Below are 26732 nucleotides of genomic sequence, written 5' to 3'. Positions count from 1 at the left end.
GGAGGGCAAGACGCACTGGGGGACGTTCTTCTGGGCACATTATAAGGCTTCCTTCGTGGTGATCTCGTTCGATTCCTGCACGCAGGGAAGCGGGAGGATGATTTTTTGCACGGAGAAAGCGGAACACCTTGACTTTTTTTTTCCGACGGGGTAGAATGTAGGTGCAATCTAACCTGAGGAGGGTTACCATCATGGTAAGAGCAGTAGTTTGGCTTACAGCATCACTGGCATTGCTGTTTTTAACGGAAGCTCGCGCGCAGTACCAGGGCTATCTTCCCGTTCAGACAGGAGGATGTGAGCAGACGCCAGTCACTTTCCGAAGCAATACATGGGGAGAGTACATAATATGGCAACGCGACCTGGACACATGGTTGGTAGGTTACCCGCCGTATCAGCGTGAGATGCAAGTAGTGGATACCACATGCTACCTGGAGTATCGCCTGCGCGAGTCAATGCCGTACTGGTGGGTGAACCGCTACGAGATCACTCTTGCTGCGTTAAACAATGATGGTACATACCGATGGCGGTTCGATGGCAGAGCGAAGTCGGTGAATGCACGCAGCCGGTATGAAGACCATTTCTTCTTGAGGAACCAGCGAGGTAGCCTTGACATCTACAGGGACCCTGATCTTGGCGTCACGCAAGTGGTTTATGTCGAACCATAAGATGGAACAGGAGGGAGACACGATGTTTTCAGTCTTTTGCAAACTATTGACAGCAGTTGCCATCATGTTGGCAACGGTTGCGAACGGGTGGGCACAAAACCGGGATGCGCCCTCAGATGATTCTTGGCAATCGCCTCCCCGTTTCACAGAGGCTCTCGACAAAATTGCCAGACAGCAGCGATTGAACGTGATCGCTCAGTATTTTACTCTCGTCGATACAGAGATCAGCTCACGGCGCACAGCCCTGCGAACGATGCAAACCGTCGACGAGGTGGCAAGCATGTATGGTTGCAATTTGGCCAGGGTGGGTAGTATTCTCGTCTTGTATACCCCTGTGGCATCTAATCCCGACCGGTATTTCGAGGAGGCACGGGTGTTAAACGTCTTTGGCGATCTCGCCTGGAAAGACGGGGTTCTTGAGTTCAGATCCAAGAAGGGCGAAGATGGCACCGTGAAGCTAACGATCTCGGCATCTGACATTCCTTTAAAACGTTTGTGCCAGCGATTCGAAGCGCAGACCGGCTGGAAAGTGGTTCTGGGCACCGAAGTGCAAGACACCCGCATCTTTACACGGCTGCAGTCGGTTTCACCGGGCGAACTTGTAGAGGCGATCTCGGTATTACTGGGCGCGCAGGTCGAGGTCAAAATGACCTTAAGCGAAGAAGCGAGAGACAAACACAGGCGTATGATAGAACAGTCCGCGCAAAGCGACTTGTTCGCGAGGGATAAAAAGTCAGATGAGCTCCTGCCGGAGTTGCTGGCGTTGCTCACGCCAGAGGAGATGGAGCGGTTCAAACGAGGAGAGATGGTCGATATTCCTTTATCCCGCTTACCTACAGAGGTACAGGACAAGGCACTACAATATGTGAACTTCGTTATCGATAGGTCCTCCCTCAAACCAGACGAGTCGCTTTTCCGCTATCGCGATAGGTTGCGCGAGTTGGAGGTTATCTTACATCTCCCGAGTGTCATCGAAGGCAGATGGTTTGCTCCAAATATCGGTATTACTGTGAGGGACCCAGAAGGGGTTTTGAATCACTTCTAACGTGGACGGTGGTGCGTTGCGCCCTTTCGGGACACAAACCGATTGCCCGTCACATAAAACCGCCAAGGCTTGTCCGCCCACCAGCGGATGCCGATGCGTGTGGTCTGGGTTACCCGTTCAGGGGGAACCCTCTCGCCGTACACAATGCGCAACCTTCCCTCATAGAGGGGGCAGTAGTTTTGTGCCAGCGTGATCCCCATCGCCTGAGTCAACCTGCCCGGTCCTGAGGTGAGCAGGCGCGTATCAGCGACACCTCGTCGTTGCCGCATTAGACCGATGCCTTCCAGCGGCTCCACCGCCCGAATGAGCACCGCCTCGCCGACACCTTCCGGCGCGGTGACCGCGTTGAGGCAATGGTGCGTATGCACCTGATACACATAAGCGATGCCTGGCGGACCGAACATGGCGGCGTTGCGGGCGGTCTTCCCGCGCGAGGCGTGGTTCGCCGGATCGCCCACCAGATACGCCTCCGTTTCCACAATGATACCCGCCGTCAGCCCGTCCTCTGCCTCATGTATCAGAACCTGTCCGAGCAGTGCGCGTGCGACCTCCAGCGTGGGCTGCAGGTAGAACTGCACGGGCAACGGCAGACGTTCCAGAACGCTCATCGCATCCAGCTGGCTTGACGGTCCCTCCCCAGCACCAATATAATATCACACGGTGCACAGGTGCTGGCAATGGAAAGGGAACCGTTCCCGCGTTATATGGTGTGGAGCACGCAGGATATCGACCTCTCCGACGAGTGGCAACGTCGGTGGTACATCCGGCAGGTGCTGATGTATGGGCGCGCCGAGGACGTCGCCCGCTTGGACTGGGACGAGATCGAGCGACTGCTACCGGAGCTGGATTTACCCGAAACCTTACACCGATTGTGGGAGAGCTACTTCCATGCAAGAAAAGCAGCCCGTGTTCCGCGTTTACCCTAACAAACGAATTGCCTCAGTAATCGCCTCTTTCACCGCAGGCGTCCACTTCTCGCGCCAGAGAGAACCGTCCTGCGCGGCGCGTCGGAGGGCTTCCACGTCCTCGATGCCCAGCCGCTCCTGCAGGGCGCGCGCCGCGCGCCCCGTCATGCCGGGTAACTGCAACAGCTGCTGAATGCCTTCGGGAACCTGCTCTCTCACCCGCTGCAACGCAGGGAAAGTGCCTTCCGCCAGATACTGCCGCACCTTCTTATCGATCGCCTCGCCGATATGCGGGAGGTCGCGCAGCGCATCCCGCTCCACCAGTGCCTGCACGGGTTCCTGCAACGCTTCCAGCGTCTCCGCTGCTGACCGGTAGGCGCGCACCTTGAAGGCGTTCTCGCCCTGCCACTCCAGCGCGTTTGCTAAAAAACGGAACACCTCCGCCAGCTCACGGTTCTTCTGCATCGCTGGACGTCTCCCTCTGCCCCGATTTCAGGGACTCGTAACGTGCTTGCGCCTCCACCCGAACCGCGCCGCTGGTGGTACTGCTTTCAGCAATCACCCGCTGCACGTCCAGCGACGCGGGCGGCGGAAACTCGGCAAGCAACAGGGTCACCTCCCGGTCAATGGCATACGGTGCGTGCACATGCAGGCTTACGGGCGAACTGATGTTGTACTGCAGAATCAGGTCGTTGACGCGGCGCATCAGGCGTAGCAAGCTTTGCAGGATGTTCGCATACCACTCGGCAAAGGCGGGCTTCTCACAGCGCAGAGGATACTCGGTCGCCACACGCCGACGCAGAATCGCAATGGCTTCGCGCGCCATCACAATCTCGCGGTCGGTCTGCGCCCATTCGGGTAGTATCTCCGCGTTGTGCAGAATGGTCGCCGCGATGCGCAGATGAGGCGGAACCAGCCACTGCGGGTCTATCTCCAGAGGCTGTCCTTTGCCTGGCAGGTTGTCGAACTTGCCCTCTTCCATCGCCTCTACGATTTTGCGCTCGGCGATAATCTCAAACGCGCGGCTGATGTCGTACCCCGGCATTTGCGTTCCCTCGCTACACCAGTCCCCAATCGCGGAGGATGTCGATGAGGGGCGGTTGCTGCCACAACCACTCTACCCGCAGCCAGAACCCCGACAGCACCGCACTGTGATAGACGCCGGCCCCACCGCTGAAACCGCACACATACCTGCCGTCCTCGCCCAGCTGGTAAAACTCCGCCTGTCGCTTGTCGGGGTCTATCAGCCAGTACTCGCGCACACCCCCGCGTTCATACTCTGCGAACTTCTGCACGCGGTCGCGCTCCGCGCTCTCCGCGCTCACAATCTCCACCACCAAATCGGCAGGTCCGTCCAGATGGGTCGGCTTAAGACGGTGCAGATGCTCGTTGCTGACGAACAGGATGTCTGGGGAACGACCAGGCAAGTCTACACCTGTCTTCATCTGAAAAGGCTCAGAATGTATTTCCCCCAAACGGTTTGCCGATGTGTATGCATGAAGCACTGCGACAAGAAAAACATGCACGCGGTCGTGCTGCATGGAAACAGGGCTCGTCAGTTCTACCTCACCGTCTACCCACTCTGCCCAGGTGTCCTCGTCCAGCCACTGCAAAAACTGCTCGTAGCTGATTTTGCCTCTGGGTAGGGGGCGTGCAGGCGGTGTCAACATCTCATGCGCCATGTGCCTCACCTCGGCCTCATTATAGCACAACCTGCACAGACGAAGGAAAGGGGATGCCACGATGGGCATCCCCTTGGCATGAGGTGATGTCTGCGCAGGCTTTCACGCTGCGCGTGGTAGTGCAGTAACGCTCTGCTCCTCCAGGCGGAATTGCTGTACCAGCTGCTGTAGTTGCAGTGCCATTGCGCTCAGCTCCTGCGACGCGGCCGTCACCTGCTGTGCCGATGCGCTGATTTCCTGCGCGCTGGCAGCAGCCTCCTCGCTGACGGACGCCACCGTAGAGATGGTCTCTGCCACCTGTTGAGCATGTGCCCCCATCGTCTGCACCGCCTCGGCGTTCTCCTCGGCAGCCGCGCGTACCGACGAAACTGAGGCAAGCACCTGTTGCACGCTGGCAGACATTTGCTGGGCGATGGCAGTAACCCCCTGCACCTCGTTTGCCACCGTCTGCGCCGCCTGCACTATCTGCGCCAGAGCCTCGTTCGCCTCGCTGCTGCGGGTGAAGCCCCTCTCGACCTCTGCGCTGGTGCTCTCCATCGCCTGCACCGCTTGCTCCACGCCATGGCGCACGTTGGCAATCAGTTCGCTAATCTCCTTGGTAGAGGCCGCCGCCTGCTCTGCCAGTTTGCGCACCTCGTCGGCAACCACAGCGAAGCCGCGACCATGCTCTCCAGCACGTGCTGCCTCAATGGCGGCATTGAGCGCGAGCAGGTTGGTTTGCTCGGCTATCTGCTCGATGGTTTCCACGATGGCGCCGATTTGCTGACCGAGCCTGTCCAGCTCTTTCACCCGCTGAGCAGACACCAGCGTCTGGTCCTGAATGCGGCTCATTGTCTGGATGGTCTCCTGAACCGCCTGCCCACCTGTCTGGGCAATTGCCGCTGCCTGCTGTGCGGAGGAGGACATCTGCTGCGCACTGCGTGCGACTTCTTCCACCGCCTGCGCCGCCTGCTTCATGCCCTCTTCGGCTTCGGCGGCAGACTGCTTTTGCACTTCACTGCTGGCTTTCACTTGCTGAATGGCGACTTCCAGTTCGTCCACAGCCCCAGCCGCTTCCGATGCCGTCCGGGCAAGCTGCTCGCTACCTTTTGCCACATCCTGCGTGCCGCGGCTGCTCTGCTCCGTGGCGGCACTCAGCTGCTGGCTGGTGGCAGCCAGCGTGGAGGAGGTCTCGGCAAGCTGGCGAGTCCCCTCGCGCAGGCTGGTCACCATCGCGCTGAACGCTTGACCCAGTTCATCCTGTTCAGAACGGGGCGTGACCTTCACTGTCAGGTCGCCCTGCGCCATGCGGCGGGCGGTCTGAGCCATCTCCTGCATGTAAGCCAGCATCTTGCGGAAGGCTTCTGCCAGCACGCCGGTTTCGTCCGCGCTGCGATGCTCGATCTGCTGATTCAGCTTGCCCGCCGCAATGGCGGTGGCTACCTGCACCATCTGGTTCAGAGGTCTCGCCACCGCGCGACCGAACCGCAACAAGGTAAACGTTGACGCCACAGCCACAATCAAACCGACGATGAGGAACGTCCACAGCATCTGTCGCCTTCCCGCCTGCAGCCGCTGGAAGGCGGCGCCGAAGTCGTCCTCGTAGGCAGAAACACCGATAACCCAGTCCCATGGCGCATAGTAGGTCACCTGTGCCACCTTCATACGCGGTTTGGGTTCGCCCTTGTTCTGCCACGGATACCGCATTTTGAAGCTTTCGCCAGGCTTGAGTTCCAGTGCCCGGTTCACCATCTCCTGAATGAACAGGCGCCCGCTGGCGTCTTTCGCCTCCCAGATGTTTTCACCATCGCGCTTGCCATTGAGCGAGATGATGTAATGCCCGCGCTGGTCGCCCTTGCCGCCGATGACAAAGATGTAGCCGTCCTTCCCGACGCGGACGCTCATGATGGCTTTGCGCACAGCGTCCACGCTTTCGGTCTTCACGCCGGTGTAGAGCATCCCGATGATGCGCCCGGATGCATCACGGATGGGGGCGTAGGCGGCAACGTACCAGGCGTCCACCACGAAAGCCACCCCGCGGTAGGTCTCCCCGCGCAGCACGGTGGACACTACAGGGTTCGGCGTGCCGTCGGGGTTTTTGGCCGGGATGTAGGTGCCCACTGCCCGCTTGCCATCCTTGCCGATAACGTTGGTGGCGACCCGCAACATATCACCCTGTGCGTTCATGCGCTGGAAGATGGTACAGGTTCCGCCGACCAGCGACTTGACCCTGTCGACCACCGGCACGGTGGCGCTGGGGTTGGTTTGCTGTCCCAGCCACGTGCCACCCACCAGCATCCTGGGCAAGGTGACGGTCTGCGCCTGTTTGGTGAACTGGTTTACCGCGTTCCACGTCACCGTCTCCGGTGCGAAGCTTACACCACCTGCACCCTTCATCACATATTCCGCGACGCTCAGGTTATGCTCGACGACCTTCCGCAGCAGGGCATCCTGCGAGGCCACCATCTGGTAGGTGGTCTCCACCACGTCAGACAGGTCGGAATCTACCAGTTTCTCGACCTCACGCTGTGCCTTTGCGTTGAACACACTGCTTTGCCACGCTGCCACTGCTATCAACGTGATGGTGAGAACAGCAATCGCTCCCACTCCCAGAAGCACGAATCTGGTGCTGATGTTGCGTATCTGCGGTATCCTCATTGACTCAAGCCTCCTCCAGTTGCCTTAGAACTTGCGAGTGGTCTGCAGGTAAAACCATTCTGTGCGGTCACCGAAGCCGCCGTTGGTCTCCCGCACGAAACGTCCCGGAATGAAGCGTCCATAGCCAGCCGAAAGCTGCAGGTCCCGGGATAGCGAATAGTTGAGCGTGAAGCTCACCTCCGTACCGACCTCGGTGCCGGCTGCGCCGGTCGGGTCGCGCAGAGCCGTACCGCTTGCACCCTTCATCGGTGAACCTCCGCCGCCATACCAGTAGTCTCTGGCGTCAGCAAGGCGATTCAGGTGGATATCCGCAGTATACTGCCAGCGGGGTGAGGGAGAGCCGCTGACACCGATGCGCCATGCGCTCATGTTGCGCCAACCCTGCAATCCCATGCGCCCTGCCGTCGCGAAGGTGGTACCGAAGAACTGGTCAAAGGTGTGCAAGTTGGTATCGTCAGGGTTGCCTCCGCTGGCAAAGTCTCGTTGCAGAATCAGCTTTGTATCGCCGCAGCGATTCAGCGCATATTCGAGGCGTGCCCAGTAGCCCCACGCCTTGAGGTTCTTCGCGCCCACCTCTCCGGTCTGGAACACCGCCTCGGCGGTGAGTTTCGCTCCTTTGCCAAGCTGCACCACTGGTCTCGCTCCCACTGCCCAGATGCGGTGCTGGACGCCAGAGGCAATCACCTCCTTGCGCAGCAAATAGACATCAGACTGCCAGCGGGAAGAGGGTTTACAGGTGGCATAAATACCATAAAGCACCGGATGCGTGGTGCTGGTAGGGAACATGCCCGGCCTGCCGTAGAGCAAATCGGCTTGCCAGCGACTGCCCTTCACCCCGAGACGAACGGCATCCCACGTATAGCCGATGTTGTCCCAGTTCGAAAGTATCAGCAATCGGTAATCGCCGTAGCCCAGCTCCTGTCTTCCGAGACGCAGGGTCACATTGCCCCACGCGGTGTCCAGATAAAGCTGCTGGAAACCACTCTTCTCCTGCGTATCCGCACTCCCATTGAGGCTGTTCCGCCTGTAAGAGTGTTGGAGGCGTGCCACGAACCGGGTGTTCGGTGAAGCGGTTGCAACGAAGTTCAGCCGAACGCGGCTGAGTTCGTCCTGCGGGTCTTTCTGATTCATCGAGCAAAAATCGGTGCAAGCACGGTCTTCATACCGCAGTCTCCATTCGGCGTTGAAGCTGATGGCTTTGCTCGCGGGCGATGACTGCCCCGCACTTGCTGTCAGCCATCCGCCGAATGTGCAGCTGAAAACAACGGCAGCAACTGCAAAAACAGACAAACGCATGTTTCCGTTTCCTCCTTACAAGCGCTTTGTGCTGGCAACACGACCCTCTCAACCACCGCACCCGTACCAGCCGTGTGCCCGCAGGAATTAAGGTTCTCCACCTGTGCATTTTCGGAGTATATCGCGCAGAACTTTAGAGCAGATTTTCTGTAGTAATAAATACTATCTCTTGAAAGCCATGATAAAGACACCGCAGGGAGAAACCCGTGTGGGCAAGCCTCGTCCTCGCCAGCAAATGAGGCATGACGGACCACCTGCAGGATGGCATGCTACAAGTATAACGCCCGACGGAATCCGGAAACGCTAGCAGGATTCTCACGAGACAGACGCAAAAAGGACTACAGATTATCTGGGAAGACACCCTTAAACGCTGGAAACACAAAGGAGGTAGCGGAGTGATGTCGCGGAAGATGGATCGGCGTACCTTTCTGAAGGGTGCTGCTATAGGAGGCTTTAGTTTTCTGTTCCTGCGGGACAGCAAAATGGTGTTCGGCTTGCCGCAGAATGAGAAGCTGCACATCGCCATGATTGGTGCAGGTGGCAGAGGGCGTGGTAATCTGGACGGCGTGCTGAGCGAAAACATCGTCGCGCTGTGCGATGTGGATGAGCGGCTTGCCCACAGCGCGCGACAGGCTTGCCCGAATGCCAGGTTTTACAAAGACTTCCGCAAGATGCTGGAGCAGATGCGCAACCAGATCGATGCCGTGGTGGTGAGTACACCCGACCACACGCACGCAGTGGCAGCCGCAATGGCAATACGCATGGGCAAACACGTGTACTGCGAGAAACCCCTTACCCGCACTATCTGGGAGGCGAGGATGCTGCGCGACTTAGCACGCCGTTATAAGGTCGCGACGCAGATGGGCAATCAGGGTACCGCCTCTAACGAACTGCGCCAGGGCGTAGAGGTCATCCAGTCGGGTGTGCTGGGCAAAGTGACCGAGATTCATGTGTGGAGTAACCGTCCCGTCTGGCCTCAGGGCATTGAGCGTCCGAAGGAGGAGTCTATTATCCCTGATGGTCTGGACTGGGACCTGTGGCTGGGCCCCGCACCAAAGCGACCATATCACGATGCCTACCACCCGTTCAACTGGCGCGGCTGGATCGACTTCGGCACAGGGGCAATTGGCGACATGGCGTGCCACACCATGAACATGGCGTTCTGGGCGCTGAACCTGCGCGACCCCATATCGATTGAAGCCGAAACCTCAGGCGTCAACGGCGAGACGTTCCCGAAGTGGTCCATCGTACGCTACCAGTTCCCCCAGCGCGGCGACCTGCCACCCTGCAAGATGGTGTGGTATGACGGTGGACAGAAGCCGCCCGTCGAACTTTTGCAGGGCGAGCAGATGGCGAGTAGCGGCTTGCTGCTTATCGGTAGCGAGGGCACACTGTACAGCCCGGGCGACTACGGCACGCCCTTTGTGCTGTTGCCCCGCGACAAATTCGCCAGTTATCAGCCGCCAGCACCCTCCATCCCGCGCTCGCCGGGGCACCACCAGGAGTGGATTATCGCCTGCAAGGGCGGATCAGCTGCCATGTCCAACTTCGACTACGCCAGCGCGCTCACCGAAACCGCCCTGCTGGGCAACCTGGCAATCATCACCGGCGAGCGTATCAACTGGGATGCCAGACGCATGAAGGCAGTCAACAGCCCGAAGGCAGACAAACTCATCCGTCCTGCCTATCGCAAAGGATGGATCCTCTGAGCGAAAAAAAGCGGGTAGAGGTCGGGGGGACGTGCCTCTACCCGCCCACCGCACAGAACCACCTCAGTTTTCGGTGTTCGTGTAGCGGTAGAGAAACAATGCTTCACCAGCAAGGGCGCACATCTCGCGGCACGACAGCGCGTGGGAGCGTCCAAACTCTTCCATCTGCTCCAGAAATGCGCGCACCATCTGTGCGCCCCTGTACGCCAGGTCGGCAGGAATATACATCCCGGTACCCTCCGTGTGGTGTTTTGATAAACAAACGCACCACAACGGCGGTACCTAACACCTGTGATGGGGAAATTTCGAGAAAAACTCGCCGCGACAAATTTGCTGCGCCAGATTGGTGAACCGCTGAGTGGGCAACAGGTGGAAGAAGCGGTACACGAGATGTGCAACTTCTCGCTGGTGGCGCGCAGCACGGAGCAGCAACTGTCTATTCGCGACTATTACCAGAAACGAGCTATAGCGACTACACTTTGGGCATAGACGGAGCGATACAGTTTGCACGGACAGCCTCGCAAGACACGCAGGCGTTTGGCTTCGCGCTACGCATAGACCTATCTCCGCAACGACAGGCGGCAGCACGGGAGTTGCTGCAATTATCGCACGAAAAACGCCGGCTCGATACACCGATGCGTGCGCTCTCTCAGACACTTTCGCGGTTCAAGTAGAATACACCTTCCCAAGCACCCTGACAAACCACGCCTACGGCGCGTTTGTACGTTGCCGCGAGCCAAACCACCCTGCCGAGTACTCTGTGTTCTACCTGCACAGCTCCACTGGCGAGGACCTGCTTGGCGTCTCCCTGCGCTACAGCAGCGGGCTGGCGTTCTATTAGACCAACAGGTACAATAGGAATAGCACCGACAACGTGGAGGAAGCGAATGGACAGGAGCATCCTGGAAGTATTCGACAACCCGTATCCCGACCGAGATTATGTGATTAAACATGTCTGTGCTGAGTTCACCTCGGTGTGCCCCAAAACGGGTAACCCGGATTTCGCCACCATCACGATCGAATATGTGCCAGACAAGAAGTGCGTGGAGCTGAAATCGCTCAAATACTACTTCTTCGCCTATCGCAATCAGGGCATCTTCTACGAGGCTGTGGTGAACAAGATACTGGATGACCTCGTGGCGGTGTGCCAGCCCCGACGCATGACGGTGACCGGTGAGTTTAACGTGCGCGGCGGAATCTACTCGGTGGTTACCGCCAGCTATGTTGCCGACCAAGAAAGTTTAACGTAACCGTAACGAAAATCCTGTCATGCACACGGTGCATTCTGCCGAACATTCTCTATGGGCAGATGCAGACACGATTCACAGGGAGGAGGTCTTGGCAAAATGCGGTTGCGGCAGTGGTCGCTCTTGTTGGCGGCGATAGTCGGAGTAATGTCTCTGGTGGCGGTCGTACTGGTCGGTGCGCGAGCCTACGTCCCGCCCGACGATGGATACCGCCCTGCGTCGGCTTTTCCACCGCGTTCGCCGCGTCCCCGTCCTCCACGTCCGCGCCCAACACCCACACCGGTCGTACCGGAAAACCCTGCAGAGTGGAGTCAGCATGCCCACGATGCCCAGCACACCGGCTATACTGCGCAGACAGTGCCATACCCCTGGCGCCTCCGCTGGATTTGGAACGGCGTGGACGCTGGCGGAAGGGTGGCGAAGGTAACCTCCAGCGGTTCCCTGCCCCGCAATGTGCAACCGGTTACCGGCGGCGGACGGGTATATATCGCGGCTGGCGTGGACGGTGTGTTCGCGCTTCGGGAAGACACGGGGCAGCAGGTTTGGCGGCGAGGCGGCATCGGCGACGTGCGGTCGACAGTGGCATACGACCACGAGACGCAGTCGGTGTTTGTGGTCTCGTCTAACGGTATCCTTTACAAATTACGCGCCACCGACGGCGTGATTCTGGCGCAGTGCAACTCAGGCAAACGCAGCGACCTGCCGTTACCGCCTATCCTGCTGCGCGACCGCGTGGTCTTCTCGATGGGCAACTCGGTATATGCGGTCAATAAGCAGAACATGCAGCAGATTTGGGCGTATAACGCCGGGGCGAATGTGGTGGTGGCGGTTCCGCCTGCCTACTCCGCCTCGCGTGACCTGATTGTGGTGGCGACAGAACCCGACCTGTTCGTCCACGCCATCCGCAACGCCGATGGCACGCAGCGATGGCGCGTCCGCCCTGTGCATCCCAACCTCAACTTCACCGACCCTGTGGAATACCGATACGGCTGGCCCGTTATCGCCGATAGCGCGGGCTACGTGCTGGTGAAGGTACGCCTGCCCTGGCAATACCTGTGGCATGACTGGCCTCAGACCAACTCCGCCATCCGTCAGATGTTACAGAACAATCCCACCCATCAGGCGTTGTTTGTACTGCGCCTTGACGACGGCGCAAGACCCTTCATCGCCAACGTGGGGCACGGCGGCTACGGCGACAGCGATTACCTCCCGATGGGACCGCAGCCGGTGGTCAAACGGCTTCCCAACGGCAAGGAGGTGGTCTACACCGTGGTGCGCGCCAAACACGCCTATGACCCGCGCTGGGATTCGCACTTCGGTGAGATGGTGCTGGACAACGCGACTGTGCCTGGGCTTCAAGGTGGCGACATTCGATTCATCCATTTCGACTGGCCTCCTGGCTCGGACGCTCCCTTCCTACTGACCGACGAACAGCCGAACGTATCCATGTCGGGCGACATCCTGTTTGGCGGACACTGGGAGGCGGGCTTCGCGCTGCGTATTCTGGACCGCTCAGACGCCAGAGGCAGCTTCACCAACAAGATTACCAGCCAGCGACTGGCGACAGTGGCGACCTCGCAGGATGACGGTGGGTGCAGCTTCAGCCCATCCCACTACTGCTCCAGTGGACTGTTCAACACGCGCGGGTACGATTTCGGCTTCTACATCTACTACAATCAGGGAGCCGTCTACGACCGCTACTGGAGCGAATACGCTGTATGGGTGGTCAGCAACAACAACGTCTACTTCCGCAGCTGCGACGGCGCCATTGTCGCGCTGACCAGCGGCAACCCACAGGCGTCCCGCGCCCCGCGCCCTGCAGTTCAGCAACCACGCAGGGTGGTCACCCCTGTTGCTGTCGCGGTCATCCCCCATACCGCAGCGCGTCAGTGGGACGGGCAGACAGTCACCGTCAAAGGCACGCTTCGGTTCGTGTTCAACAACCGCAAGCAGGTGTTGTTGGGTTTCTCCAACCCGCATCGGGGCACCTTTAAGGTGATAATCCATCGGCAACACTGGGGCAACTTCCCGCGCACCCCGGAACAGATGTACCATGTGGGACAGCCTGTGGAAGTCACTGGAACCATCGCCTGGTATCAGGGCGACCCGTGCATCTATGCCACCACACCCGCTCAAATCCGGGTCACCACTTTAGCACAGGGGAACAGCACGGATGTTCGCTAAACACAGTATCCATGCATTTGGCAGGCGAGTGTGGACGCTGGCGTTTGCTGGGGGCGTGACGGTAGCGGCAGCTGTGTTCGTGGCGCTTCAGGGGTGTTCCTCGTCCTCGCTGGTACCGGAGGTGGTGCCGCGCCCCCGTTGCGACGCCGATTCCCTGCCCCGCATCAACGCCCCCCGTTTCGCAGGCGAGATTCCCTTTGGGCAAACGGCGATTGCATGGTTCGGCAGGGTCTCTCCCTCACAAAACTACGCGGACATCCGCGTGGGCTATAACGCGAACGAGCTGTACGTCTACATCGCTGTCTTCGACCGCCATCTCTGGTATGACGAGAACCCCACGCCAGACACACTCACCCAGTGGGACGCGGTGACACTCCTTATCGACACATCGGGTATCGACACATCGGGGCAGGACAGGCTGTCCGCAGCCAGCTGGCGGTTTGTGGCGCAGCTGTCGGGCGATTCCAGCGAAGCGCACCGCGCGGTGTATCGGGGAAGCCCGACAGGCTGGCAGGCGGTGCAGGTTCCCGTGCGGACGGTTCCCGGCTGGCGGGGCAACGCCATCAACAACGACGATGACACCGACCGCGGCTGGGCAATGGGGTTTACCATTCCCTTCAGCAGTCTGGAGGTGGGTGGTGCGCCCCCAGAGGGCACGGTCTGGCGGATGGCGGTGCTGCTGCACGACCGTGATGACCCTCGCACGCCGCCTACGACCTACCAATCGTGGCCGCCCGGCGCGTCGCAAAACAGCGCAGTGTGCTGGGGCTTCCTGCGTTTCGGACTGCCGACCTACCGCGCGACGGCGAACCCAAATGGCTACACTCTGATACGCCGCCCTCAGGAAAACAGCCCACTCGTGCCAGATGCCGACGTCGGCGGCACCATCTCCAACCAGTGCCCGGGTGACGAGTATCACATCTGGAACGAGTGGGGCAACCGCAATTACGGTCGCGCCCCCGATTTTAACATCCAGAACCAGTCGGACGTGGCGGACTGGCCATGCTTCTCCAAATACTATGTCACGTTTCCGCTGGACTCCATCCCGCCGGGCAAATCTATCGTGTCGGCAAGGCTGACCCTGTATCATTTCGGCAACTCGGGCGGACCGGGCGAGGCGCGACCGTCGTGGATTCAGGTGCTGATTGCCGCCGCGGACTGGCGTGAGGATACCATCACGTGGAACAGCGCACCGCTGGCACTTGAGAACATCGGAGGCAGCTGGGTGGAGCCTCTTGCCAGCCATCCGGGATGGCCTGGCGTGCCGCGCACGTGGGACGTCTCGTACGCCGTGGCGCGCGCCTATGCCCGCAAGGAGCCACTGCGTTTAATCCTTTACAGTGCAGACTCCGATTACCACAGCGGCAAATACTTCGTCTCGTCCGATACCGGTGACTGGAACGTGGAGGGACGCCCCAAGCTGGAAGTGTGGTGGGCGGATAGTCCGTGAACAGGAAAGTGAGGTATAGACAGCGAATAGGGTGGAGCGATGCGCATCTACATTATCCGACATGGGCAGTCCACCAACAACGCGGGGCACACGCTTCTGGACGATCCGCCTCTAACCCCACTGGGGCGCAGGCAGATGAAGCGGGTCGCCAAATGGCTGGCGGAAGAGCCCGGCGCCATGCACTGGCTTTTCACCTCGCCGCTGCTGCGGGCACAGCAGAGCGCAGCCATTCTCGCACAGGTGCTGGAACTGGAACCGGAGACCTGGGACGACCTGCGCGAATACGAGGAAGAGCTGGAAACACGCGAGCAGATGTGGGAGCGCGCACAGCGCGTAGCCAAAGAGGTACTCCGACGCTTCGGTGTGCGGGAAGAGAACAATATCGTCATCGTCACGCATGGCACATTCGGCTCGCGGCTGGTATGCGCCTTTACCGGAACCACCCCCCACACCCGCTTCACCCACTTCAACGGTGCCATCACCCTGCTGGAGTGGGATGAACACAGCGTGTTGCGTGTGCGATATACCAATTTCACCGGACACCTCAGCAAGGACATGATTACCTGAGTATCGAACGGTTTATCATCGCAAATCGCGAACGGGAGGAAGGCATGTGGCGCACGGTCGCAGTGATAATCGGTGTAGTGGTGGTCGCGGCAGTCCTTCTCTGGGGTATTTCACGCAGACAGGGTGAGAGAGAGATATTCCTGGCCGCCGCACGGGGTGACGTGGATACTATCCGCGCTCTGTTAGACCGAGGTATTAGCCCGAACGCCCGCGATGAACATGGCAAGACCCCTCTCATCTGGGCAGCCATGAACGGCTCACTACCGGTCGTACAGCTCTTGCTGGAGCGCGGGGCAGATGTGAACGCCGCCGACAAGTACGGTGTGACTGCGTTAATGATGGCGGCTAATCCCCGTCAGCGGGCGCAGAGCGAGGTGCTGGTTGCCCTTCTGGACAAAGGGGCAGACATCAACGCCAGCGACTCCAACGGCAGAACTCCACTGATGTATGCTCTTTCCGACAACGAGCGAGAGATTGCCATCCTGCTCATCGAGCGCGGGGCGGATGTGAACGCCACCAACAACTTCGGAGAGACGCCGCTGACCCTGGCGGCAATGTTCGGCGAGCCAAAGGTGGTTGAACTGCTGCTCAAAAAGGGTGCCAGGGTGGACGTGAAGACAAATGGTGGGGATACACCGCTTGCGCTTGCACGCAAGTATAACCGCAAGGAAGCGGAGCAACTGCTGCTGAAAGCAGGCGCAAAGGAATAGCAGGAAGTGGAACAGGCTTACCTGCCCCACTTCTTTTCGCTAACGAGGCGGTGGCGTGTTCACCGGCTGTCCAGCAGGAGGCACATACACCGGCGGCATGCCCGGCGCAGGTGACGCCCATCCGCCTTGTGGCATGGCTTGCTGCATCTCTTTTAGCCGCTTCTCCCACGCCTCCTGTTCGCTCATTTGCCGCCGGGGCACGATTGGCGTGACAAAGCGGTCAAACAGGAAGACCAGTAACACCAGCAACACCACCGCCGCTAAGATAATCACTGGTGGAGAGACTTCCCGCTGTAGCTTGGACTGCTGGTCTTTGCGAATCACTTGCGGCACCTTGTCCACCTCCTGTCCGGCGGGATGGCGACTGGTCGCCATCCCGCAAATGACCTTTAATGAGACGACGCAGTGTGTTGTCGCATGTAAGTCACGCGCTGCGCCTTCACGTGCCCGTCGGCAAAGACGAAGTTCGCCACGCCGTTATGCACGTACAGCACGCGGTCGTTGGACAGAGGCACTGGCATCACCGTACCGTCATCGTTGAGGGTGCCGCTAGCATAGTCCCAGAAGCTGCCCACACCGTCCAGCCGCTGCCGCTTCAGGGGACGGTTGGGATGATAGCCAGCAGGGAAGCCACCCTCCGCCGGATAGGCAGCAGCCATACCAGCCATCACCGTCTCGCGCGTGCCCGGGTAGTTGTCCAGGCTGCAGCAGCCACCGAACCAGCCGGGTCCTGCACCGACAAGACCTTCCATAAACATAATGGTGTCAGCAGGGTTGGTGAGCTTGGCGATGGTGGCGCCCTTCGAACAGCCCCAACCCCAGCTCTGGCAGCCGGGGTCCTGCCCGCACAGGAAGTCGGGCCCCCCGCCTGGTGCGTTCCACGCGCTTTCGGGATTAATGGGGTCATAGTTGACGTAGCTCTGGTTGATGCCATAAGTCAGTGACCCCCACCCGCTGGTGCCGCCGGGTATAGTCAGGCGAGAGTCCCCAGAAGGACAGGTGAACACTGCGCGGTTGCCCTTCGAGATGGGATTGCCAGCAGCATCATAATTTGCCGCGCGCCCTGCCTTGACGTAGGGGTAAATGAGGTCAGGCCAGTACTGTCCCCACGGTGTGCCAGAATAGGGAGCGCGGAAATTGGGGTTTATCAGGTCCCCGGAACCGCCACAGCCTGTACGCAGGTTACTCTTCACCCACATCGGTGAGCCTGTCTCATCGTAGTCCTGCGAATACATGAGCCATGCGGTCGCGATTTGCTTCATGTTGCTGGTGCAGGTTGCCTGCCGCGCCTTCTCCCGAGCTTGTGCGAACACCGGGAACAGGATGGCTGCCAGTATCGCGATAATCGCGATGACTACCAGCAGCTCGATGAGCGTAAAGGCTTGTCGTTTCATGTGTCACCCTCCTTTTGTTTTTCGTAGTTGGTTTTCCTGTCGCGAACACTCAAGAGGTATTTAAACAAAAACGTCTGTTTAAGTAGGTAACATCACCTCCCTGCCTGATGATTACCTATATTATATAACGTTGTGACAAGCATGTCAAGTATTCTTGTGGGGGCATTTGACGGCTCAGCTTGGAGCCTCGCCCTGCCGCACGCCTTTGGTGGATTTATGAACGCCTCATCCCTCCCTTGCAACACAACGGTGGTGATGTGTATCATTAAGAGGTGCTCATGCGAGGTGTGGTATGCCCATTATCGAGGTAGACAGGCTTTCCAAAACGTATGTCACCCACAAACGGGAACAGGGCACACTGGGAGCCATCAGGAGCCTGATTACCCGTCAGAAGGTGGAAGTTCACGCGGTACAGGGCGTCTCCTTCACCATTGAGGAAGGGGAGCTGGTCGGCTTTCTCGGTCCCAACGGCGCGGGGAAAACCACCACGCTGAAGATGCTGTCGGGCATTCTCTATCCGACTTCCGGCAAAGCCACCGTCATGGGCTATGTGCCGTGGGAGCGCAAGCCCGCCTTCCAGCGACAGATGTCCATCGTGATGGGACAGAAGATGCAGTTGTGGTGGGATTTGCCTGCCTACGAGAGCTTCGTCCTGCTAAAGGAGCTGTACGAGGTGGATGACCGCACCTTCGAGCAGCGCGTGAACGAGCTGGCGGAGATGCTGGACATCAAACGCCTGCTGCACACGCAGGTGCGACGCATGAGCCTCGGCGAGCGGATGAAATGTGAACTGCTGGCGGCTTTGCTGCACGCGCCGAAGGTGGTGTTTCTGGACGAACCCACTATCGGGCTGGACGTGGTGTCCCAAAAACGGATCCGCGAGTTCCTGAAAGAGTACAACCGGCAGGCAAAGACCACCATCCTGCTCACCTCGCACTACATGCAGGATATTCAGGAGCTGTGCCAGCGGGTGGTTATCATCGATCACGGGCGGATTATCTTCGATAATACACTCCAAACCCTGGTGGAGCAGTACTCGGATAGCAAGCTGCTGAAGCTCACCTTTGACCGTCCTGTTGCCCGTGAGCAACTGGAGCGATTCGGCGCGGTGTGCAGCATGGACGAACTGCGCGCGGTGATTGAAGTTCCTCGCGTGCGCACCACGCAGATTGCGGCACAGGTGCTTTCCGAACTGCCGGTGGTGGATATCGTGATCGACGAGGTGGAGGCAGAGGAGGTCATCCGCGACATCTTCGCCGGTAGAGCGCACCTGAACACGCAGAGCCCGGAGGCGCGCGTCGGGTGACATCCGCCATTTTGCGCTACCCCACCCATACCCTGTCCATCCCACTCTGCCGGCGAACGTTTCGGATTACTGCCGTGCGCAGTGTGGATGACCTGCTTACCGAAAGTACCTCCGCCGACGACATTCCTTTTTGGGCGGTACCGTGGCACGCGGCAGTGGGGCTGTGTGAGTTTCTGTGCGAGCGTCGCGAGCAGATTCGGGGTAAACGGGTGTTGGAACTGGGCACTGGGCTCGGGCTGTGCGGGCTGGTGGCGCGCTGGCTGGGGGCGGAGGTCACTTTGAACGATTACCAACCCGATGCGCTGGAGTTCGCCCTGTGGAATGCGCAGCAGAACGGCATTACAGGCGTTACCACCCTGCTCGCCGACTGGCGACACTTTCCCGAGGTGGAACCCTTTGAGGTGGTCATCGCGGCGGACGTGCTGTACGAGCGTCGCCTCCACGACGCCCTGCGCCGCGTGCTGACGAGGTGCGTTCGCACACACGGGCGCGTATGGCTCGCCGACCCGTGGCGCGATACCGCATGGGAGTTTATGGTGAAAATGGAGCAAGCAGGCTGGCGGGTAGATTTCAGCGAGCACACAGCGCATCTACTGGAGAGCCAGCAGGAGGTGATTGTGTTTGACATGCGCCCCCCTGTGTGAGGTGTGCGCGAAGCTCTTCCGGATCGGGGAAGTCGGTCCAAGTGCCTGCCAGCTGCAAGACATCTGCCGGCCACTCTACAAGCGCCCGGTGGCGCAAAAGGTCTGAGATGTACTGTGGCAGAGGAACACCACGCCTTTTTGCTTCCTCGCGCAAGCGCGCTGCCGTCTCCGGGTCGAGGTCGATAACGATACTGCTCTCCATTTGTACAACACCTTGCCTTCCGCTTGTTCGGATTTGCGCTGGTGACCGATTTTCTGCGTCGAACAGTATGCTACCACTGTGTTATCAGGTCTGTTAACGAGGAACAGGGGGCGTCCCATAATTCGCCGGATACCGCCTGGAGGACACGAAGATCCCGCCGAGCCATAAACCCCTCAGCACATCTTGCAAATTACGGATGGATTCAGTATAATGATGTTGCAAAAGGGCGAGGCGCCGTACCCAAGTGGCTAAGGGGGCGGTCTGCAAAACCGCTATTCGCCGGTTCGATTCCGGCCGGCGCCTCCATTTTTTACTGCTCAAAGGGGGAGGTCGGAAGCAAGGTTGGCAAACCTGAAATCGTCCATCAAGGACATTAAGCGCAATGAGAAGCGTCGCCTGCGCAACAAGTCTGCCAAGTCGGCGATGAAGACTTTCATCAAGAAGGCGAAGGCGGCAGCTGCGAGTGGCGATATCGAAGCCATCCGCAAGGCGCTGGCGCAGGCGTGCAGTGCGATAGACAAAACCGCCGAGCGCGGTATCATCCACAAGAACCAGGCAGCGCGGCGCAAATCGCGCCTGATGCGTTTCGTCAACCAATATCTGGCACAGCAGCAGACAGCATCGAGCGGCGCGTAGTGGTTGCTTTTAAGCCACACAGGTCAACCACCAGCCGCTCGAACACTCTGCGAGCGTCGTTATCCCCTTCGTCTATTCCCTTCAGCATACGATCCGCCTGATGCAGGCGGTCAAAGGCCTGTTGCAGCTCCTGCAGCGACAGCCGGTTTGCCTGCTCGCGCAGGCTCTTCTCCAGAAAGCGTTGTCTGGCAAGCAGCTGCGCCAGATTCGGGTCGGAAGGGAACCACTGTTGCGCCTGCTCACGATACTCTATCTGGAGGCGCATCTGCCACAATAAGCGAAACTGGCGGGCGATCAGCACCATCAGACGGGGCACCACACCTTCCGCCCGCCCTCCTGAAGAAAGCACATCCTGCAGTAAGCGCATCGCCGACGCCGCATCGCCCAGCGCAATGGCGTCCACGAGCTTGAACACCTGCGCCTCGACCGTGCGGCTGACCACAGCCTCCACATCCTCGCGCCCTATAACCGTCCGCTCGCCCACAAACCACAGCAGCTTTGCCAGTTCCGGCTCTGCAGCAGCGGTGTTGGCAGCGGTCAGGAAGGTAAAACGTTCCTTCGCGTCAGGAGTCATCTCCTTTCCCGACTCCCTCAGCCGCGCGTCCAGCCAGCCCACAAAACCCGCCGAGGACAGGGGTTTGCACTCGATGACCACTCCCTGTTTGTCCACAGCGTTCAGCAGTTTCGCAGGCACGGCAGTTCCCTTCCTGTCTTCCTCTTCACTCTCGGCGTGGGTGTACAGCACCAAACAGGTGCTGTCGGGCAGGCGGGGGATGGCGTCCACGAGGCTATCGATATCCGCGCTTTTGAGGTGCTGAACGCCCCGAACGAAGACCACCCGACGGGGGGAAAAGGCAGGAATGCTCATCGTCTCGGCAAGGATGGTGGACAGGTCTGCCTCCTGTGCATCGAGGTGTGCCCGGTCGAACTCCTCAGTAACCAGTTCGTCGCGCAGGCGTTGCAGAACGACGTGCTTCTGCCCCTCCTCCCTGCCATGCACCAGATAGACGCGCGCGGGCGTCTTCCCAACGCCCCGATGCAAGAAATCCGTTGCGCTGACTGCCATCCTGCCCCGCCATTATAACAGGTCACCGATAGCGACCGTCCTGCCTTCCGCCATACTGCGGATGGCGGCTTCGGTGAACTCCATATACTTCACACCGTCTTCGAAGGTGGTGAGTTTAATCTTCTCCTTGCCGCGGATGGCGTTGACGAACTCCTCTTCCACCCGCCATTTGCCCTCTTCTTCGGGAGGAATGGGGATTTCGGTGAGAGAGCTATCGCCTCGCCTGCCGCCAAACAGCCTGCCGTCTGCAAGGCGCAACGTGCCATCGCTGCCGAAGAGCCACACTTCGGGTCCGCCCGCCAAACCGGTGACGGCGGAAATCTGAAAATGCGCGATAGCGCCGCACACCATCTCCGCCACCACCTCCAGATGGTCGGGGATACGCACCGCCTTCAGGTTGCCCGAAGCATCCCTGCGCATCGGCACGAAGGTCTTGCCAAGAGCGGTGACTCGCTTCGCCTCGCCCACCCAGCGCATCACTGCTTCATACCAGATGCCCAGCGTCATGGTGTTGAAACCGCTGAGGTCGAAATCCTGCCGCCAGTGCAGGGGGGAATCGCGGTCGATGAAAGTGCCTCCCGCCCGCACCTCTATCGCCAGCACCTCGCCCAGATACCCCTCCGCGATCAGGCGCTTGATGGTGTTGTCGACTCTCAGTGTGAACGGCGAAGGCACGACCTGTACCACGAGATGGGGGCGCATCTTCGCCGCTTCCAGCATCTGCCGGGCCTCCCGCAGGTTCATCGCCAGGCGCGCCTCGGTCATCACGTGCTTGTTTGCCTGCAGGGCGGCGAGCGTCACAGGACAGTGCATGTAGGGCCACGTGCCTATCACAATGGCATTGGTATCGGGCGCGTCCACCAGCTCGCGCCAGTTATCGTAGACTTTGGGGATGTTGAAATGCCTGGCGACACGCTCCGAAGACTCGCGCGTGCGGTTGCACACGCTGACAATCTCCACACCCTCTATCGCCTGCAAATTGGGGATATGCTTTTCAACGGTATTGGCTCCCGCGCCGACTACGCCCACACGAATGACTTCCACGGCGATACCTCCATGTTCAGAGATAGCGATTGCTATTTCGCCACTCGCGACGCCACCACCTGTTCTGACGCTTCAGCACGGCGCGGATCTGCTGCAGGTAGCGTTCCGCCTGCTCCACCTCTGCCTCGTCGATGCCTTTTCCGTATTCGCTGCGCTCCAGCAGGCGCGTCAGTCCCCACACAGGTAGCGCCGCATCGGGCAGGGCTTTCTGCACACGCGAGGCGTACTCGGAGGGGGTCATCCACTCGGCGCGAGGAACCCCTGCCCTGTGCAGCAGCTGCACCGCCCGCAGATACGCACGCACGATGCGCGAGGCAGAGGCAGCAGATGAACGACGCCCAAGAACCTCATTGACCGCCGCGAACAGCAGCAGACCGATAGCCCCGAACAGCAACGCCCACGGCAAATAGCCGTATCGCTGCACGAGAGCCTGCCACGATAGGCGGCCTCCCCGCTGATTCGGGTCTTCCGTCACGTTGCGCGCGCCTTCGGTGGGGTCAAAGGCAATCCAGCCCCAGCCGGGGAAGTAAATCTCCGTCCACTGATGGCGATGCTTCTCTTTGGCGATATACTTGCCGTCGGGCTGCTGGTCGCCCGTGATGAACCCCGTTGCCACGCGCGAGGGGATACCCGCGTAGCGCGCCAGCACCGCCAGCGCAGAGGAAAACAGGTCGCAATAGCCCTCCCGCGAATCGAACAGGAAGAAATCCACCGCATCCCTGCCCATTGGCACCGCTGGCGCATTCAGGTTATACTTGCAGGTCGACTCGATATAAGCCTTCAGCGCCATCACTTTGTCGTAGTTATTGGTAAGTCCTGCGGTGAGGTCCCGAACGAGGTTCTGCAATCGAGGATTGGGCGGCGCGTCGAAATAGAAAGCCCCGACATCCAGCGGCGTCGCCGCAGGGGACTGACGCAGGTCTTCGGGGGTGGCATCGGGTACGCGCGACACCACCTCATACTCGGCCCCGGCGCGGTAACCGTAATAACTTTGCAGACATCCTCCGGCGTCCACACGCACCGCCATGGTCGGGAACCGGACGAGCACGGGCTGAGCAGCCCCATAGATCACGTTCGCCGCTCCGCTCAACAGTTTGAACCGTTGCTTGACCTCGCGGTAGCGTATCGGCTCCGGCGAGACCGGGGGCACCGGCAGCGTATACAAACCGTCGCGTCGCTCAGGCATCTCCGCGAATGGCATATCCACATTGAACAGGTCTCGTCCGAAGAAGCCATATCGCGGGTTCGCCCAGCCGCGCCCTGTGTAGCGGACATAGACACTGCCGCGCCACAGAAGCGGCTCGTCGCTTTGCACCTCCAGCACCGGCTGTTCGCTCAGCGATACGGGTCCCGAACCCACCAGGATTGCCGGCTGGTTGAACGAGCTGGAGACACTGTTACTGGCCGGGGTGCTGAGACCTGCCGGCAGGGCTTGTCCGCTCAGACGGACAGTGGTATCCTTCAGCGTCAATCCAACCAGCACCCCCGTCAACGCCGCCAGCGCTCCACATGCCACCGCCACGACTATCTGCCCGCGCAACAGCAGGGCATTGGGCTTCGCCGTGCGGTACACGCGCCGGAAGTTCTCATGCGCCAGCAAGAAGGCGGTGTTGCCCAGGAACATGGTGAATAACCAGAACGCCTGATAGGAGGTCAACGCGGGCGCGGTCACCCCCAGCAAGGCGATGACCGGCACTGCCACAAACAACACATGCTCATCCGATGCCAGCATGAACGAGATGAACACCACCAGCCAGCACAGGAAAGCGATGGCGGTGCCGCCGTAGGTGGTCTCTACATCGGAAGGCATGACCCATCCCTGCGTCCAGAAGCTGAACAGGGCATACACAATTAACCCCGCGAACAGCCATCGCACGAACAGCCCGGGCGACAGGTTGAACCAGCCCAGCTGCCTGGCGATAAAGCTGAACACAAAGCCGCCCAGCACCAGCAGCAGTAGCATGCTGGTAAAACGAACGTCCTCAATCACAATCCGCGCCGCCAGCAAGCCGGAGTACGCCACTGCCAGCCCCGACACATACATCCAGACGCTGGGGTTGTCTCTCTCGCGCGGGGTGTGTGTTTCCGTCATGAGCCACCTCCCGGATGCAGGGGAATGACATTCACGTGAGGCACGGACAGGGCACGCAGGAACTCCCCGTCATGCAGGGCATCACGCACACCACCCTGCCTGTCCAGCGCAGGCACATTTGGCAGCAAAAGCACAACCTGCATCTGCTTGCGGACGCAAGCGTCCAGGAGCGGGGGTAAACTCGGGTCCGCCGCGGCGGTTATCAGCACCAGCAGAGTACCGGGTGGCTCCTCCGCCACCGCCTTCGCTACCACATCCGCCCACACAAAATCGGGGCGAGGGGTAATCTCCGCAAGGCGATAAAGGCACTCATACAGCCGCTCCGCCGAGCAGCGGGCCGGCAGACCATCCACCTCCGGCAACCCGACCAGCATCCGGAACGGTAGTCCACCTGCATACGCCTGATGCAGGGCGCCACTTGCCGCCTTCACCATGACTTCGAAGCTGTTGGGGAGGTGGCGCAAGCCCGCCGAGCAGTCCAGCAGCACACAGACCTCGCTCTGCGTGAACCGTTCGAAATCGCGCACGAACAGGTCGCCATGGCGAGCGGAATGTTTCCAGTCCACACGCCGTAGCGGGTCGCCCGGCACATACTCCCGAATGCCGAGAAACTCCACACTATCCCCGCGCACCGGCGCAGAGTGCAGTCCCCCTGCGGTGAAGGTTGCCCCCCGAATCATGTTCATCTGTGGCAGTGACAGCGGGGATGGTAGTACCAGAACCTCTGTCTGCTCGCGCAGGCGGTGCTCAAAGAAGAACATGCCCAGCGGGTCGGTGGCGCGGATGTTCATCGGACCGAGCGTATACCTTCCGCGACGCTGAAACCGCACCTGATACTCTGCCGTCTGTGTGCCCCTCGCCGGAACAGCCAGCGGAATGACGCCATCGCCTTCCGCCAACTCCGCTTGCTCGGGCAGATTGTCCCGCGCCTGCAAGAAGTATTTGGGGGTGGCAGACCGGTTATGCACATGCACTTTCACCGCAACCGCCTGACCGTCCCACGCGACATCAGCAACCTCTCGCCGCACCTCCAGCCCGCGAAGCATCCTTTTACCCAGCGAGTAGGACAGTAACGGTACCATCGCCGTTGCCACTGCCATCATGTACAGGTGTCCCAGTCCGAGCGTCATTGCCACGGTGAGGATACACAGGCTTGCCAGCACCGCCGCCAGCACCTTCACCCCGTGGTAGCCGGGAGTAGCCTGTTGCATTTGCGACTGCTCCGTCATTTCTGCGCCCTCACACCTAGCGGTACCGCCACCTGCTGCAGCACTTCCGAGACCACCTGCTCCGCGCTAACGCCGCGCACCCGCGCCTCTGGCTTCAGGATAAGCCGATGGGAAAGCACCGCGACAGCCACCGCTTTCACATCGTCAGGCAGCACATAGTCGCGTCCTTGAAGCACCGCGTATGCCTGCGCTGCGTGCATGAGATTGAGCGAGCCGCGTGGACTGGCGCCCAGTTGCACATGCGGGTGACGACGGGTGGCGTTGACGAGGCTGACGATATAATGTCGCACGGCGTCATGCACGAAGACCGTGCGCACTGCCTGCTGCGCATCGACAATCTGCTCCGGCTCGGTGACCTGCTGCACATGCTGCAGGGGATGCTCTTGCTGCTGGCGGTCCAGTATGAACACTTCATCCTGCTGTGAAGGATAACCCAGCGACAGGCGCATGAAGAAGCGGTCCATCTGCGCCTCCGGCAGCGGATACGTGCCCAGCATCTCCACATTGTTCTGCGTGGCGATGACAAAATAGGGGCGAGGCAATGGGTGCGAGACGCCGTCGATGGTAACCTGTCGCTCTTCCATGCACTCCAGCAGACTGGACTGCGTCTTGGGGGTCGCCCGGTTGATTTCGTCTGCCAGAACCACGTTGGCGAAGACCGGCCCAGGGTGCAGTTCAAAGCCCAGCGTCTTGGGATTGAACACGTTGGTGCCGGTCACATCCGCAGGCAACAGGTCTGGAGTAAACTGGATGCGGCGAAACTTTCCGCCGATGGAGCGCGCCAGCGCTTTAGCGAGGGTGGTTTTGCCGACGCCGGGGATATCTTCTATGAGAAGATGCCCGTCACACAACAGCGTGAGTACTGCGAGTTCAACCACCTGGCGTTTGCCCACAATGGCTTTCTCCACCTCGTCCACGATGCGGCGGAGAAGTTCGGCGGTGGGTTCTGGCATGACGAAGTTTCCTCCTTTTGGAATACCGGCGCAGCCTACACCTCTCTATACTGTAAGGACGCGCGCCGG

General features: G+C 59.9%; 27 protein-coding genes and 1 tRNA gene. 14 read left to right on the top strand and 14 right to left on the bottom strand.

Annotated elements, in window-relative coordinates; translation table 11 throughout:
• The first annotated feature begins 191 nt into the window (after window positions 1-191).
• Both K6U75_03165 and K6U75_03160 read left to right on the top strand, forming a co-directional pair.
• Window positions 192-665, top strand: coding sequence for a hypothetical protein (locus K6U75_03165; protein MCL6474042.1), 474 nt, complete (start codon window positions 192-194; stop codon window positions 663-665).
• 22 nt (window positions 666-687) lie between these two features.
• Window positions 688-1710: a hypothetical protein gene (locus K6U75_03160; protein MCL6474041.1), complete on the top strand. Its 1023-nt coding sequence runs from the start codon at window positions 688-690 to the stop codon at window positions 1708-1710.
• Here the strand turns inward: K6U75_03160 and K6U75_03155 are convergent.
• Entirely contained in the window at window positions 1707-2318 is a 612-nt protein-coding gene (locus tag K6U75_03155; GenBank protein ID MCL6474040.1) for a DNA-3-methyladenine glycosylase, read from the bottom strand. The genes K6U75_03160 and K6U75_03155 overlap by 4 nt on opposite strands.
• 69 nt (window positions 2319-2387) lie before the next feature.
• Here K6U75_03155 and K6U75_03150 point away from each other — a divergent pair, with 69 nt between their 5' ends.
• A complete protein-coding gene (locus K6U75_03150) occupies window positions 2388-2636 on the top strand; it encodes a hypothetical protein (protein ID MCL6474039.1) in 249 nt (82 codons plus the stop codon).
• On the opposite strand, the gene K6U75_03145 is transcribed toward K6U75_03150, so the two are convergent.
• From K6U75_03145 to K6U75_03125, 5 genes are all read right to left on the bottom strand, one after another.
• Window positions 2628-3080 (bottom strand): hypothetical protein, encoded by a 453-nt coding sequence (locus K6U75_03145; protein MCL6474038.1) that lies wholly within the window; start codon window positions 3078-3080, stop codon window positions 2628-2630. The genes K6U75_03150 and K6U75_03145 overlap by 9 nt on opposite strands.
• Window positions 3064-3660 (bottom strand): DUF1992 domain-containing protein, encoded by a 597-nt coding sequence (locus K6U75_03140; protein ID MCL6474037.1) that lies wholly within the window; start codon window positions 3658-3660, stop codon window positions 3064-3066. The genes K6U75_03145 and K6U75_03140 overlap by 17 nt, the downstream gene beginning before the upstream one ends.
• A gap of 13 nt (window positions 3661-3673) precedes the next feature.
• Window positions 3674-4297: a Uma2 family endonuclease gene (locus K6U75_03135; protein ID MCL6474036.1), complete on the bottom strand. Its 624-nt coding sequence runs from the start codon at window positions 4295-4297 to the stop codon at window positions 3674-3676.
• 102 nt (window positions 4298-4399) lie between these two features.
• A complete protein-coding gene (locus K6U75_03130) occupies window positions 4400-6934 on the bottom strand; it encodes a methyl-accepting chemotaxis protein (protein MCL6474035.1) in 2535 nt (844 codons plus the stop codon).
• A 24-nt stretch (window positions 6935-6958) separates the two neighbouring features.
• Window positions 6959-8230, bottom strand: a complete 1272-nt coding sequence (locus K6U75_03125; protein ID MCL6474034.1) for an alginate export family protein — start codon at window positions 8228-8230, stop codon at window positions 6959-6961.
• 398 nt (window positions 8231-8628) lie between these two features.
• Here K6U75_03125 and K6U75_03120 point away from each other — a divergent pair, with 398 nt between their 5' ends.
• A complete protein-coding gene (locus tag K6U75_03120) occupies window positions 8629-9939 on the top strand; it encodes a Gfo/Idh/MocA family oxidoreductase (protein ID MCL6474033.1) in 1311 nt (436 codons plus the stop codon).
• Window positions 9940-10002: 63 nt separating this feature from the next.
• Here the strand turns inward: K6U75_03120 and K6U75_03115 are convergent, their stop codons facing one another.
• Entirely contained in the window at window positions 10003-10167 is a 165-nt protein-coding gene (locus tag K6U75_03115) for a hypothetical protein (protein MCL6474032.1), read from the bottom strand.
• Between the two features lie 66 nt (window positions 10168-10233).
• On the opposite strand from K6U75_03115, the gene K6U75_03110 reads away from it, so the two are divergent.
• From K6U75_03110 to K6U75_03085, 6 genes are all read left to right on the top strand, one after another.
• Window positions 10234-10428, top strand: a complete 195-nt coding sequence (locus K6U75_03110) for a hypothetical protein (GenBank protein ID MCL6474031.1) — start codon at window positions 10234-10236, stop codon at window positions 10426-10428.
• Between the two features lie 398 nt (window positions 10429-10826).
• The gene (gene queF, locus K6U75_03105) at window positions 10827-11189 is read left to right on the top strand and encodes a preQ(1) synthase (GenBank protein MCL6474030.1); all 363 of its coding nucleotides are present in this window, start codon (window positions 10827-10829) and stop codon (window positions 11187-11189) included.
• 96 nt (window positions 11190-11285) lie between these two features.
• A complete protein-coding gene (locus tag K6U75_03100; GenBank protein ID MCL6474029.1) occupies window positions 11286-13370 on the top strand; it encodes a PQQ-binding-like beta-propeller repeat protein in 2085 nt (694 codons plus the stop codon).
• Window positions 13360-14820, top strand: coding sequence for a DNRLRE domain-containing protein (locus K6U75_03095; GenBank protein ID MCL6474028.1), 1461 nt, complete (start codon window positions 13360-13362; stop codon window positions 14818-14820). The genes K6U75_03100 and K6U75_03095 overlap by 11 nt, the downstream gene beginning before the upstream one ends.
• A gap of 39 nt (window positions 14821-14859) precedes the next feature.
• Entirely contained in the window at window positions 14860-15387 is a 528-nt protein-coding gene (locus K6U75_03090) for a histidine phosphatase family protein (protein ID MCL6474027.1), read from the top strand.
• Window positions 15388-15431: 44 nt separating this feature from the next.
• Window positions 15432-16097, top strand: a complete 666-nt coding sequence (locus K6U75_03085; protein MCL6474026.1) for an ankyrin repeat domain-containing protein — start codon at window positions 15432-15434, stop codon at window positions 16095-16097.
• 39 nt (window positions 16098-16136) lie between these two features.
• On the opposite strand, the gene K6U75_03080 is transcribed toward K6U75_03085, so the two are convergent.
• Together K6U75_03080 and K6U75_03075 are read right to left on the bottom strand one after the other, a co-directional pair.
• Window positions 16137-16472, bottom strand: a complete 336-nt coding sequence (locus tag K6U75_03080; GenBank protein ID MCL6474025.1) for a hypothetical protein — start codon at window positions 16470-16472, stop codon at window positions 16137-16139.
• Window positions 16473-16486: 14 nt separating this feature from the next.
• The gene (locus K6U75_03075; protein ID MCL6474024.1) at window positions 16487-17491 is read right to left on the bottom strand and encodes a DUF1559 domain-containing protein; all 1005 of its coding nucleotides are present in this window, start codon (window positions 17489-17491) and stop codon (window positions 16487-16489) included.
• A 292-nt stretch (window positions 17492-17783) separates the two neighbouring features.
• Between K6U75_03075 and K6U75_03070 the strand changes: the two genes are divergently transcribed.
• The 4 genes from K6U75_03070 to rpsT all read left to right on the top strand — a co-directional run bounded on the left by K6U75_03070 (window position 17784) and on the right by rpsT (window position 20279).
• Entirely contained in the window at window positions 17784-18797 is a 1014-nt protein-coding gene (locus K6U75_03070; protein ID MCL6474023.1) for an ABC transporter ATP-binding protein, read from the top strand.
• Window positions 18794-19441 carry a methyltransferase domain-containing protein gene (locus K6U75_03065; GenBank protein ID MCL6474022.1) on the top strand — a complete coding sequence of 216 codons (648 nt, stop codon included), beginning with the start codon at window positions 18794-18796 and terminating at the stop codon, window positions 19439-19441. The genes K6U75_03070 and K6U75_03065 overlap by 4 nt, the downstream gene beginning before the upstream one ends.
• A gap of 432 nt (window positions 19442-19873) precedes the next feature.
• Window positions 19874-19949, top strand: a tRNA-Cys gene (locus tag K6U75_03060).
• A 36-nt stretch (window positions 19950-19985) separates the two neighbouring features.
• Window positions 19986-20279 (top strand): 30S ribosomal protein S20, encoded by a 294-nt coding sequence (gene rpsT / locus K6U75_03055; protein ID MCL6474021.1) that lies wholly within the window; start codon window positions 19986-19988, stop codon window positions 20277-20279.
• Here the strand turns inward: rpsT and holA are convergent.
• From holA to K6U75_03030, 5 genes are read right to left on the bottom strand one after another with little or no spacing between them, the layout of a single operon-like run.
• Window positions 20233-21345 (bottom strand): DNA polymerase III subunit delta, encoded by a 1113-nt coding sequence (gene holA, locus K6U75_03050; protein ID MCL6474020.1) that lies wholly within the window; start codon window positions 21343-21345, stop codon window positions 20233-20235. The two genes, rpsT and holA, sit on opposite strands and share 47 nt — an antisense overlap.
• Before the next feature lie 12 nt (window positions 21346-21357).
• Window positions 21358-22395, bottom strand: coding sequence for a Gfo/Idh/MocA family oxidoreductase (locus K6U75_03045; GenBank protein ID MCL6474019.1), 1038 nt, complete (start codon window positions 22393-22395; stop codon window positions 21358-21360).
• Between the two features lie 10 nt (window positions 22396-22405).
• Entirely contained in the window at window positions 22406-24481 is a 2076-nt protein-coding gene (locus K6U75_03040; protein MCL6474018.1) for a DUF3488 and transglutaminase-like domain-containing protein, read from the bottom strand.
• Complete coding sequence (locus tag K6U75_03035; protein MCL6474017.1) at window positions 24478-25710, bottom strand: DUF58 domain-containing protein; 1233 nt, start codon at window positions 25708-25710, stop codon at window positions 24478-24480. Before K6U75_03035 ends, K6U75_03040 begins: the two co-directional genes overlap by 4 nt.
• Window positions 25707-26663, bottom strand: coding sequence for a MoxR family ATPase (locus tag K6U75_03030; protein MCL6474016.1), 957 nt, complete (start codon window positions 26661-26663; stop codon window positions 25707-25709). The genes K6U75_03035 and K6U75_03030 overlap by 4 nt, the downstream gene beginning before the upstream one ends.
• Window positions 26664-26732: the final 69 nt, after the last annotated feature.

It is taken from the genome of Bacillota bacterium (assembly GCA_023511455.1).
GTDB lineage: Bacteria > Armatimonadota > HRBIN16 > HRBIN16 > HRBIN16 > HRBIN16.
The sequence above is the reverse complement of the archived record's forward strand: the minus strand, read 5'-3'. Positions and strand labels throughout refer to the sequence as shown.